Raw genomic sequence first — 12,203 nt, 5'->3', positions numbered from 1 at the left:
CAATTTTCTTTGTGCCGAATCCGCAATCCGATTCTGACAAAGTAGAAAAGATCACAGAGCGTAGAGACATTGGATTTCCACCAAAGTCCTTTGCGATCGAGGTCCATTTACCCGGCTCCTCCAGTAATATCTTCTTTCCAGTGGAACACGTTACAACGATTAAATCTCATCGTTCCATTTCCGCGCAAAGAGGAGGAATCTCTCTAACAATTCCGTACCAAGAATCTTACTTCGTACAACGTAATTCTGAAACTCCGCTTCCTTTGTCTCAAATCAAAGAAGGAGAATTTCTAAGATTCAGAGATATATTTTCGGTCCGGAGTATCGTTTTTATTTATTACGATAATGGATCGGGGAATTCAAAGGAAAGTAGGTTTAACAAGTTAAACGTCGGGAAGGTAAAATCTGCGCCTAGAGAATATTCGGCAGAGGGAAAAAGTTTTGTAAGCGTGACTATTTCACCGATTGAAACCCTTCTTTCCGACACAGATTTTTTTATCGATTATCAAAGAACGGAAGGGACGCCACCCACTCGAACCCAAGAATCTTATGCAGGCGTAATCATGAAAGCGACGAAAGTATTTTTGCAGGGTCAGCTATCTGATTTAATCAAAAACTTTTGGGATGAGTTTTTTTGTTCACTTATGAACGTTTCAAGGTACGCAGATCATCCAGTCCTTTCACCGACTTCACAAACCGATCCAGATTCTATTTTAACGATCCTTCTTCCTAAAAAAGCATACACTGAATTTTTCACATACGAATCACAAGTTTTGTCGAGCTTTTCGATCGGTTCTTATGTTAATTTTTGGGAGATTCTAAGATCGTATGTTTCTGAACCCCTCTATGAATTGTTCGTGGATCCACTTCAATCTTTTCAAATTGACGGATTATATGGGAAAGGAGTTTCTTTGGGAGAGATTGGATCGAATACGATCGAGGAATACGAAGTTGGAAGGAAAGAGGCGAAGGTAGTATTCAGGCCAACTCCGTTTTACATGTTTGGAAAGGATGGGAAATACCGGGATTTAAAAACCTCAAATATCGATGCTTGTTATTATTTGGCATTTGATGATCTAAAAAATTACCGTATCGAGGATTCGGAAGATTCGGTGATCGCCGGAGTTCACGTTATTCAAAATACGTTTCAACAATTTGGAACGGTACTTTCCGAACCGAAATACGAAGACAAACTCCGTTCTATTTTTGGGCCTAAACTACTTCATGTAAAGATGGCGGGACTCGTTTTTAAAGAAGAAAATTTAAACGAAAATAACAAAGAAAACTACAAAGACGAACTCGCTAAAATTCGAGATATGCTCTTTAGTATTTTCTGTAATAAAGAAGAATTAAAAATTGCCAGTGGTTCCTTTGATCTTCCTTTTATCCCTTTACGTCCGGGAATGCCCTTTCGAATTGTTATGGATTCTTCGAAGAATTATCCCATGCCGGAAGATGAAATCAGTGAATTTGGATATATCACAGACGTAATCGATGAATTCTCACCCGGCCAAGCGAAAGCAAATACTAACGTTTCGTTTAAATGGAGTCCTACCTCTTCAAAAGCCTATACTGAGTGAAGAAAAGGAATCCATTTTGATTTCACAGACTTGAAAACCAAACTCCGATAGACTCTATTCTTCTACACTTTCGGACAGAATGTCTTCTATCCGTGAAGTCGTAAAATCCACTTTACTAGTTCTAAAATCGAATGAAAAGCCGGTAGGCTGGCCTTCAACTCACGCAGACGGATCTGTTTGGCGAAAGGTAAAACCTTCCGGTGAAAAGGGAGCTTGGGCTATGATTAATGCTCCCTCGAGATCTCGCGCGTCCAAACTAATTGCAGATACGGTAAAAAATACCGAACACTCTTCAAAAGCCACGATCAAAAATAATGAATCCCCTCCAATCGAAGAAAAGACATTTAACCGAAGTTCTGAAAATAAACAAAAACGAGAAAAACAAATAAGTCCATCAGAGCCAAGTCTATTCGACATTGCTCCTAAAACTGAAAAGAAATTCGTAAACCAAAATTTCAAACCCAGCTACTTCCCGGAATCGATTCGAAGTTTAGAAGACTACATTTTACAGGTAAAAAATTCTCTCATAGATGCGGGACTAAACAACCGTGCTCTTGAGTTCGGGGAACTTGCAGACAGGGAAGGAAATAATCTAAATAGTCTCTTAAACATTTCCTACAAGTTTGTTAGTATCACTTCGGAAAATGTAAATAAAATTATTCGTTCTCTAATCTCGGCAAAAGTCCATGAGTCGAAACGATCACTCTCTGAGGCAATGCTTGGAAATGATAATGCGGCCGGGAAACACGAGGTCGAGAAAACTTCCAATTCAACTCTTACTGCAAACACTTTGTCCGGAGTGGTAAGCCAGTTACAAGATTCGAATTTGACGCTCGTAGAAAGTCAATTTGTAGAGCGCCTGAAAGAGTCGGTAGACAAAAAACAAATCGCTCCTTCCATATCGGTCAAAATCAATGACGCACTTTCAAAACTTGTTCAAAAAGAACCGTCCATCGTTTTAAAAATAATTCGTAATTATATCTCAGATTCCTTACTCAAATATAACGAAAAAAACAAACCAAAACCGATCGAAGATGATTCTCCGGTTAAACGTGCGGTCGTTTCTGCAAAATTTAGAAATCTAGCGGATGCGATGGAAGAATCGATTCGTAACAAGGAAAGCCCTCCAATATCAAAACAAAACCTAACCTATCGCAGAGCAAGAATCGCGGATTCTATGTATGAAGACGCAAAGAAGATGCGAGACATTCAATCTGCTTTACGGGGAATAGCAGAGGAAGTGGGCTTAGGGACTTTCCCTGAAAATCTCAAAAGAATAAAAAGTAAAAAAGACATCGAACAAATTCTCAATGTTTCTAGGTCGCTTGACAATTACAGGATCCAGAGACATACACAAGATCAAAAACCCCTGACTGAAAAATTATCAGTATGGTTTCGAAAACTAGAACCTCGTTTCATTGCAGAAAAAAAAACGGACCGTATCTCAGTTTCAGGTAGTAATAAAATTTACGGTCATAACCTAAATTGGGCATATAAAAACGGACTGATTTCAAAGTCGGAATTAGAAGAAGCAAGTAAGGTTCAAAGGACGTTACCTTCCGGCGAGGCTGAATTTATCGATACTTCGAATCTGGAAGAGGCTGAATCTTTGAAACGCCTCATGGATAAGATTAATAAAATAGAGCAGTGTTTATACGCGCGCCCAGCAAAACCTAATACTAAAAAACCGGTAATCATTGAAGGAAATCCTTATGAGTTATATTTCAAAGGAAATCCCTATCCAAATTACAACGAAAGAGCGTTAGCGGTTTTGAGACTCGGGCTTACCACATTTGAACAAGTCCATGAAGCCGGTCAGTATCTCCGCACACTCATTGCAAAAAACAAGAGCGGTGGATCCGATCCGAAAAAAGCAGAAATTCGAAATCTGGAAAGAGATTTGATTGGAGGTAAAATTCCAGGTTTTTTCCCGACTCCAAAACCCTTGGCTCAAAGGCTTATCATAGAAGCCGATATAAAACCAGGAATGGACGTTCTCGAACCTTCTGCCGGAAAAGGGGATTTAGCCGAAACGATTACGGAAGAAACAGGGATTCACCCGGATACTATCGAACCTGTGTATTCATTAAAGAACATTCTACAAGCAAAAGGATATACAGTAGTCGCAGATGATTTTTTAGATTTTGTAGATAAACGATATGATCGAATTCTTATGAATCCACCCTTTGAGAATGGCAATGATATCCGCCATGTCAAGCACGCGTATTCACTTCTAAAACCGGGTGGTAAACTCGTTGCAATCATGTCCGAAGGTCCATTCTTTCGCCAGGATCATCGATCTCAGGAATTTCGTGAATGGCTTTCTGAAAAAGGAGGAGCTTCTGAAAAGTTACCCGAAGGATCGTTTAAAGGTAAGGATTCTTTCAGACAAACCGGAGTTTCTACTCGATTAGTCACTCTAACAAAACATTCAGACGATATTTTGTATGAAAAAAATATGAATGGGGGGATTTCACGTACCTTCCTCGATAGCTATCAACCGGAATTGAATGTTTCCAATCGTGGAGTTGCGAGTAATTCTAAAGATTGGACTTTAAAATTTCCGATTGATGGAGATAAACTTGGTGATTGGCCTTTGCTCTTTAAAACAAAGACAGAAGCGATCGATCAAGGGAAAAGGTCAAAACGTCTATACCAGAAGTATTTTTCCGAACCTGAAGAATATGAAAAAATCGTAAAACCGGCGGATTCGAATACACTTTCTCAAGCGATGATAGGAAATCAAAATGCTAAAGGAAAACACGATACAAATCCAATTTCTGAATTTAAGGAAAAAATCCTTCCACAAAATCCAAACTTTAAAAAAGATTCATACAAAGAAAAAATTCGTGAGATCGTGAAATTGGCAAAAAAGGAAATCACTCGAGATCACGTTCAACCTTTACTCGACGAAAGAGAGAAAAATAAGGAGTTTAAGGATACTAACGAGAGAATTCCAGGTTCCAAGAAAGAACTCGCCGCCTTATCAAAAATTTTATCCCTTTCCGAAATTGAAAGTCTTGATCCTGTAACCGCAGAACGAGTTGTAAAAAAAGAAAGAGTCTTACCTGCTTTCGATTTTAAGGTTTATAAAGACAGAGGAGAGGAGCCAGGTCTTGTTTATCTTAAATCAAAATTGTATGAGTCAATAGCATCTAAGCCCGTAGATTCAGAATACGCGCGACGGAAGTATGTTCAATTACTGAATAAATTAATAACTCCAATCTTAAACGCCAAAACACTCAATGAGATAGAAGATTATGCGTATTCCTTTTATGAAATATCAACTTACAGTCAATTTGGAAAATTAACTACGGAATTGTCTTCCCTACGCAGAGAAATTTCAGATCCAAATTTTAATTCAAATTCAATCGGAGAAATAAAAAGCAAGTATCTCGATCGAATAGCGTCGATCGTTCCCGGTGCAGAAGTATTGGTTGAAAAAATACTAAGTGGAACTTTAAAAGATATTGGTCCTATTCGGAAGGAAGCAGATGCTTTTGTAAAGAAGTCCGCATTTCAATCGAAGAAGGATCCGGAACTAATCGTTTTTGGAAGTGTATTTGGTGATAAGCTATTCAATATGCTTCACAAAAGATCGGAAGCGGGACTCAATGCTTGGAATCAGGCTGGGTTGTACAATCCTTTGACGGAAGAAGAAGCAACTACTCGTTATGAGAAATTCCAAAAACAATTCGAAATTCGTAACAGAGAATTAATAGCCGACTTCCAAAAAAGGTATCCTACTTTTGAAAAATTCTTTAAAGATAATTATAGAAACGATCCCGAACGTAAAATTCAGGCTGAAAATAAATATAAAGATCTCCTAACTCCAAAATTTCCTCCTTCGAGGGAAAAATGGGCTGAGACTCCAAAAAACAGAGTTCGAGATTCAGATTGGTCGTGGACAGAAAAAAGTAAATCCGACGTTCCAAAAACCATTCAAAACAAAACTCCTCGAAGATCGCCCTTAGATGTAATGATCCGTCAAAATGGTCGGACAATTCATGAAAACGAAATCTCCACGGAAGGACTTACTAAGTTTTGGGGATTCAAATCCGTTCAATTTGGCAATTACATGGACGATGTTTCTTCCAGAGATCATATTACTAGATTCGTTTCCGCTTTAAAAGACTTGGAAGATGCTCTCGAAATAGATATTCATAAAACCGTTGAAAAAAGCGGATTAAGTATGGCTTTCGGAGCTCGTGGGAAACCAGGTCAAACCGCACATTACGAACCCGGTTATAAAATCATTAATATTACAAAAACTAAAGGTGATGGATCTATTGCCCATGAATTTGGTCATTTCTTAGATCATTTTGCTTCTGGATTAGAATATTCGAGAAATCATGAATACTTTATTAGTTCCGGAACAGACGGACCTTTGGCAAAGGAAGCGCGAAAATTATTAGAAGTGATGCAAGTAAATCCAGATGGGAAAAAAACTTCCTTTTATTCAAAGGCAGTTCAAACCGGGGTTAAAGAATTATCAAAGTCTTACGAACTCTTTGCAAGAGCATTTGAATCTTATGTAGATGATAAACTTTCAAATAAGAACATGATTAATAACTATTTAGTTAGCCCAACTTCAGTGGAGGATCTTGGTTCTGTCCCTCCAGATCAATATCAATTAATCATGTTTCCGCAAGGCGAAGAAAGAGTAAGAATCAATTTAGCTTTCGATGAATTTATGAATGACTTAAAAAAAGTGAAACATGTGGAAAAATCCTTCGACTCTAATTCCCCTCGTATTTCATCCATTTTGGAAAATTATCTGACTATCAGCGACATTGTGAAAAAGGCAAAGAAATGAAGGAATAGAACGGGAAATAAGATTCCTCTTCTCCGATTTAGAGAGGTGATTATGAATTAATTCGATGCCAACTTTCCTTGGTCCATTTACTTTTGACGATTTTCCGGAGGATAACCGATTGAAAAAGTTGAACGTGGCAGAAGCCGAAATAGATTTTTCTAACGCGGCCGGCACGATAAACTTAGGAGATATTTTACAGGTTAATTCCATCGTTGTTCAAGTTTTTGTAAGAGTTTTAATCCCTTTTAACGGCTCACCAAACCTAACAGTAGGGGATACTATCCTTTCAGACAAATGGCTCGATCCTGGGGGAACTGATCTGTCCATCCCAGGAATATTCTTAGGATTTGCATTTGATACAATTTCGGCGCTTTCTCAGGCCCGAGTATATTGGAGTCCTAATGGTTGTTCGGTTGGGAAATTGCGGGTTTATCTTTTAGTCTCAGATCCATAAGCATTTATAATTCTGAGATTTATTACGGGAATTTCAGAAAGTACGAACTTGACAATATTAGAAAAACAAGGATTCTTATCACTCGCTTAGGTGCAAATTTTGAATTCAAATAGGGAAATTAAAAAGCTCTTTTATATGGGGTTTCCGATGTATGGTTGGCAGGAAAACGGAGAATGGTTTGTTGCTGGTATTTTTCGTTATATACCATTGCTCTTCCCCGTAAGCGAGGAAGGATGGCTTTTTATTGAGTATAATTGTAGTTATCTGCGAGTTCTTTTTAAGTTTCTACGAGGAGATTTTGTAGCAAAAAAATAGAGAAAATAGTTTCCATGTAGTTCAAGCCTAATACTTACTTCGTACAGATTTCCCCTTCCGATTTTTAGTTTTCCAATACAAGAGTCTCTATGTCAGAGACCCAATTTCTTCATCCTTTCCAAATAATGAAAGCCACTCCGGAGGATCGGACTGGCGCAATAAAGATTCTTGTCAAAGCGTCTTCGGAACGAGAAGACAGACAAGGTGAAGTCATTCTTAAATCTGCCTACGCGGATCCTTCGATGCGTTCGGAGTTTACCTCTCAAGGATATTTCGATTTTAACCATTTAACCGATCATATCGATAAAGAGATTCGAGACCTAAAAAAAGAGGGAAAGCTAACCGGATCTCTCTTAGTCGATTTACAAAAATCGAAAGCAGAAGCGATCATTGGCGCACCCGAACAAATCGGGTTAAAAGAAGATTTTCCGACTCACTACGGAATCAAAGACGACGGACTATATATCCTCGGAAGACTTTTTCCCGGAAACAAATTCGCAGAGGAAATTCGAAAAGGTCTTCAAGCTGGATTCCAAGGTTGGGGAGCTTCCGTTTCCGGATTCGCGAGACCTCAAGACTATCAAGGAAAGACGATTCGCAAAATTCTTCTTCGTAAATGTGCGATCGCGCCACTCCAAGAAGTAATAAATCCAGATACCTCGGTTCAATTGATAAAGGGCGCGATATTTCTTCGAGACATTGAGAAGAGTATTTTAGAAGGAGTATCGGACTCGCTGGAAGATTCGCAGAATTTAGAATCCTTCGAATTAGAACGCCTCTTACGAATCGAACGCAAACTCGACTTCTTAACAAAACTCTTTCAATCGGATCCTCAAGCGCAAGACCGGTTTGTCGAACTCATCATCTCCGATATTTCAGATCGTGTTAGAAATCAAGGAATGGAAATTCGGTCCGCCCTGATTCGCTCGGTTCTCCAAACAGAATACAGCATCGAAGGCGAGGATTTAGAAAATCTCACCGACGCGATATTCCTAAAACTGAGTGGAGAATAATCGATGATACAAGATGCGATCAATCGTCTGAAGGAGCGCGTAAAATCAAAACCCGTAAAAAAATCAGACGGACCAACCGGAGAAGAAGCTCCTGATTTACAAACCTTAGCATCGCAGGTAACTACGTTACTTGATTCGGGAAGTGTGGTTCCTGAAACGGATAAAGTAAAAGAGTGGGCGATTGCTCAAGGGATTTCGGAAGGAGAAGCCGCTTCTTTTGCAGACGATGTGATCGATGCGTATTTCGACGACAATGACGGAAACGAAATCGCAAAATCCGAACTCGGGGAATCCGAAAAGAAGAGTAAAGAAGGTGAAGCAGAAGGAGGAACCGAATCCGAGAAGGATGACAAGAAAGAAGAAAAGGATAAGAAAAAGAAAAAAAGCGAAGAAGAATCCGAGAAAGAAAAGGAAGTCGAAAAAGCTCGCCTTGAATTTATCTCAGAAATTCAAAACGCCTTAGAAGTTCTAAAAAGCGGTCAAGAAACATTAGCGGCCGCAATCGAACATCTCTTAGATACTGCGGAAGATAATTCCCAGCTTTCTAAAGAAGTTCAAACTCTAAAATCCGAAATCGGCGCGCTTGCAAATCGTCCAGCGACCGAGAAAACTCCAGTCACTTCTAAAATTCAAAAAACAAACGATCCCACAAAGGAAGGAGGGCAAGTCACGGGTAAGGACCGAGATCATATCGGGAATCTTATCATCAAAGGAATCGAAGCTGGTCGTTGCCAGTTAGAAGACATCGCGTTTTTCGAGTCTACCTGGAAACTTTCCGACCGCGCTCAAGCATTCATAAACGAATACAAAGAGGTTCAAAAATAAATGACCGGTCCTCACACGCTCGATCAATTGATCGAAATTAAAAAAGCGTTCGAAGCAAACACGGCGTTAAACGGCGCAACTCCCTTTGTGGATATCAACTCTTCGGGTGCCGTTTTGTCTATGCAGTCACTCGACAAAGTGTTTGTAGCAACCGTTTCGACTGACAAAGATTTTAAGTTCTTAAAAGAAGTTCCAAGAAGAACCACAAATCAGGTAATCGTGGAATACAACCGAAATCGTTCTCACGGAGGAGGTTGGTACAATTCTTCTTACATCGGACAGTCCGATGAACCCTCCTTTAGAGATCCGCAACTTGATCGTTTGTATAACGAGATTAACTACATTGCGGAAGGATATTCTTTCAACAAAGTAGTCGATACCGTAAACAACTCACAAGATCCGGAGCTTACTCAGTCCAATGCCGCACTTAGGCGCGGTATGGAAAACCAAATGAGAAAAATTTGGTTTGGAAAAAAAGACTTAAATAAACTCGAACAAGACGGATTTGAAACACAAGTCAAGTCTTTGGGTAAAAATTTCTATACCGATTGCAGAGGTGCGTTACCCGCTGTCGATGAAATGAAATACTATAGTTCTCAAGTGAGAACAAAACAGTTCGGTCAGGTGAACTATGCAAAAATGCACCCGGCAACAAAAGCACTCTACGATCAAAATTATGATAGAGTAGGTGGAGCTATTGTAATTCAAAATAACAATCAGTCTCCTGGTAACACGTCGCTTTCGAATATCGTACATGGTGTCGCGGATTCAAACGCCAAAGACAACATTATTCTTTTTGACGACGATATTTGGCTCGATCGTCATGAATGGGGTGTTCCGATGAGACACGACCAAGTTGGGACTTGGGTGGAAGGGGCAACAAGTGAAACAGATGCACCCGCGACTCCATCGTTTTCGATCGCGTCTTTACCTTCTGTTCCAGGTTCACTTTTTACCGGATCGTATGTAGGAACCTACAAATACAGGGTCTCTGCCGGAGATTTTAGACATTGGTCCAAAGCGTGTAACGAACAAAGTATTGCAATTCCAAACGGAGGAGCCGCTGAACTTACGATCACTCCGGGAACAGGTGGAGTTCCTGAAACCAGGTATGTGATTTTTCGTGAAACGGGACCGAATTCTTCACTCATCCGTTACATGAGAGAGGTAAAGAAGAACACTGCGGGTCCGACTACAATCGTACAAGATTTAAACGAAGATTTGCCCGGAACCACAATCATGGTGATGGGAGATTTTAATTCTAAGTCGGCAAGTGACGATACAAGAACTCTCGTCTTGACTGAACTCTTGGGATATACAAAAACCCTTTTCCCTTACGGAGCGGGTGGAGCTTTACGTTCTCGTCTTGGAATTGTTGAAAACTATAGTGTTCTTCAAATTCTCGCGGAAGACAAGTTCCGGGTCTTTACGAACGTTCCAGTAAGACTCTAAAGATTAAACTCGAATAACATTTGGAAACATTTCAAAGGGGTAGAGTCTTCTACCCCTTTTTTGTATGAACTACGAACAACTATTTGAACAAGGAAAATTCCCAAGAACGCGATTCGTTCTAAATCGAATCGCAAAGGCGACTCAAGAAGCCTGGACGAACAATACACTCGCCGCAAAACCAAGCTGGTGGGGACGAATGGCAATGTCCAATCGACCGGGAGGAGGGGGAGGAATTTTAATCCGTCCTATTCCGGGAGGATTTCAAGTGTATCATCCGAATAAGGGAAAGTATAACTATATGGCGGTCATCGAAAGAGGTAGAGGTCGTTATGATATGCGTCCTTCACTTCTTGGTGGAAGTCGTGCGAGAATGGGTGAGAACGGTCCCTATGTAATCGTTCCGATTACTAAGAATGAAAATGGAACGCCTATAAGCCCAAAAAACAAATCAATCAATTCTGTGATCATTAAAACTGGAACTTTTAAAGAGGAAAACGCTCACGGACAAATGGTAACAAGAAACCGGTACAAATACAGGCAAGATCCTGGAATGACAGGTAAAGGAAACGTATTTGCAAGAGAGCAAAAATACAAAAATGGAACCGTTCAAAGATCCTTTGTAAAGTTCGTTGTGGTAACAGAAAAAAGTCGCGACTTCTTTCAACCGGCGATACCTGCTCAAAAAATTATAGCTGGAATCAAAGAAGATGTGAAATCGGCTTTAAAATCAAAAACTCTAAAACAAGCCGTTGCCTTAGATACCAAAAATCTGATTTTAGAACTACTCAGTAAAAAAAAGAACCGATAATCCGTTTCACTCTATGATCCGGGTGAATGGATACAAGTCTTCGGGAAGAGGAAGCAAGACAACAAGACGGACGCGATCGGGGAGCTATCCTAATCACGTATCCAGCTCCTCCGGAAGATACGGTTGTAGAATATTTTCGTAACTCTTTACCACTCACAGGTCTTGCACTACGAAATATTGATGTTCCAATCGAACACGGTCATCCGCTTTATCAAGAAGGAGTTTCGAATACTGGTCCGAATTCAAAATTTCCGAAAATAGGTATCGAATGTACGACAGATCGAAATACTCAATTTTTAGGATTAAACGAACATCACTTTAAGAATTCAGAGTCCTTTCGAAAATATTTAACCGAGATTTCAGAACTACCTGAAAGCCAACGCCTTTCAACAAAAGCTTTCTTAGATGAATTCAGTCGAAAGAAAAATTTCCAACAACTTCAATACACCGTTGAATCAGAAGTAGTCATTTGCGGGTTTGCGACAGGTAACGCCGGTCGAAACACAAACAAATGGATCTATGACGCATCTCTTGCCTTGACAATGCTCATGGCAAATGATCTTCCCGTCCTTTATCCAGGACTTACCGTTTTTCTACCCGAGGACACAGAACCGAATTTAAGTACAGCCGATTTCTCTGAACCTTTCTGGGGATTTGAAATCAGAGTAAGACTCGTTCAAACAAAATCAATTTTTCGAACTAAGCCCTCATTCCTTTTTCCCGATATTCGCTCCTTCGATGTATTTTTATCGGGAAGCAAAACCCGTCTGGAAGGCCACTTCGGGTTAGAGGACAAACCTTAATGGAAGAAGACGCAAATTTGCAAAGGGGGAAAGTTGATTCGAAAGTTTTAACTAAACCCAAAACAAATCAAACACCCCAAGAGTTTCTTCTCTTAAAAGAAAAAGAACTTGGAAGAACGATTACTCCCCGTTTCCGA

Annotated in this window: 10 protein-coding genes; 9 read left to right on the top strand and 1 reads right to left on the bottom strand. The window is 39.9% G+C overall.

The window, feature by feature from the left end:
* Positions 1-11: 11 nt before the first annotated feature.
* Positions 12-1,580 carry a hypothetical protein gene (locus JWG45_RS17415; protein WP_205280898.1) on the top strand — a complete coding sequence of 523 codons (1,569 nt, stop codon included), beginning with the start codon at positions 12-14 and terminating at the stop codon, positions 1,578-1,580.
* A gap of 159 nt (positions 1,581-1,739) precedes the next feature.
* On the opposite strand, the gene JWG45_RS22300 is transcribed toward JWG45_RS17415, so the two are convergent.
* The gene (locus JWG45_RS22300) at positions 1,740-2,039 is read right to left on the bottom strand and encodes a hypothetical protein (RefSeq protein WP_232380747.1); all 300 of its coding nucleotides are present in this window, start codon (positions 2,037-2,039) and stop codon (positions 1,740-1,742) included.
* Between the two features lie 718 nt (positions 2,040-2,757).
* Here JWG45_RS22300 and JWG45_RS17410 point away from each other — a divergent pair.
* The 8 genes from JWG45_RS17410 (at position 2,758) to JWG45_RS17375 (ending at position 12,066) form a co-directional block, all read left to right on the top strand.
* Positions 2,758-6,396, top strand: coding sequence for an LPD1 domain-containing protein (locus JWG45_RS17410; RefSeq protein WP_232380746.1), 3,639 nt, complete (start codon positions 2,758-2,760; stop codon positions 6,394-6,396).
* A 118-nt stretch (positions 6,397-6,514) separates the two neighbouring features.
* On the top strand, positions 6,515-6,850 hold the full coding sequence (locus JWG45_RS17405; protein WP_232380745.1) for a hypothetical protein: 336 nt from the start codon (positions 6,515-6,517) through the stop codon (positions 6,848-6,850).
* A gap of 99 nt (positions 6,851-6,949) precedes the next feature.
* Positions 6,950-7,165 carry a hypothetical protein gene (locus JWG45_RS17400; RefSeq protein ID WP_205280895.1) on the top strand — a complete coding sequence of 72 codons (216 nt, stop codon included), beginning with the start codon at positions 6,950-6,952 and terminating at the stop codon, positions 7,163-7,165.
* A gap of 89 nt (positions 7,166-7,254) precedes the next feature.
* Complete coding sequence (locus JWG45_RS17395) at positions 7,255-8,178, top strand: hypothetical protein (protein ID WP_205280894.1); 924 nt, start codon at positions 7,255-7,257, stop codon at positions 8,176-8,178.
* A gap of 3 nt (positions 8,179-8,181) precedes the next feature.
* Positions 8,182-9,003 carry a hypothetical protein gene (locus tag JWG45_RS17390; protein WP_205280893.1) on the top strand — a complete coding sequence of 274 codons (822 nt, stop codon included), beginning with the start codon at positions 8,182-8,184 and terminating at the stop codon, positions 9,001-9,003.
* The gene (locus tag JWG45_RS17385) at positions 9,004-10,455 is read left to right on the top strand and encodes a capsid protein (protein ID WP_205280892.1); all 1,452 of its coding nucleotides are present in this window, start codon (positions 9,004-9,006) and stop codon (positions 10,453-10,455) included.
* A gap of 64 nt (positions 10,456-10,519) precedes the next feature.
* Positions 10,520-11,263, top strand: a complete 744-nt coding sequence (locus JWG45_RS17380) for a hypothetical protein (RefSeq protein WP_205280891.1) — start codon at positions 10,520-10,522, stop codon at positions 11,261-11,263.
* Between the two features lie 26 nt (positions 11,264-11,289).
* Entirely contained in the window at positions 11,290-12,066 is a 777-nt protein-coding gene (locus tag JWG45_RS17375; RefSeq protein ID WP_205280890.1) for a hypothetical protein, read from the top strand.
* The last annotated feature ends 137 nt before the right edge of the window (positions 12,067-12,203 follow it).

Origin of the sequence: Leptospira ainlahdjerensis, assembly GCF_016919175.1 — a bacterium.
Classification (GTDB): Bacteria; Spirochaetota; Leptospiria; order Leptospirales; family Leptospiraceae; genus Leptospira; species Leptospira ainlahdjerensis.
This window is presented reverse-complemented; position numbering and strand designations above follow the sequence as displayed.

What these genes read in the sequence shown, in the direction of transcription:
- JWG45_RS17410 (WP_232380746.1), top strand. Translation starts at nt 2,758, where the DNA reads ATGTATGAAGACGCAAAGAAGATGCGAGACATTCAATCTGCTTTACGG.
- JWG45_RS17395 (WP_205280894.1), top strand. Translation starts at nt 7,255, where the DNA reads ATGTCAGAGACCCAATTTCTTCATCCTTTCCAAATAATGAAAGCCACT.
- JWG45_RS17390 (WP_205280893.1), top strand. Translation starts at nt 8,182, where the DNA reads ATGATACAAGATGCGATCAATCGTCTGAAGGAGCGCGTAAAATCAAAA.
- JWG45_RS17385 (WP_205280892.1), top strand. Translation starts at nt 9,004, where the DNA reads ATGACCGGTCCTCACACGCTCGATCAATTGATCGAAATTAAAAAAGCG.
- JWG45_RS17380 (WP_205280891.1), top strand. Translation starts at nt 10,520, where the DNA reads ATGAACTACGAACAACTATTTGAACAAGGAAAATTCCCAAGAACGCGA.
- JWG45_RS17375 (WP_205280890.1), top strand. Translation starts at nt 11,290, where the DNA reads ATGGATACAAGTCTTCGGGAAGAGGAAGCAAGACAACAAGACGGACGC.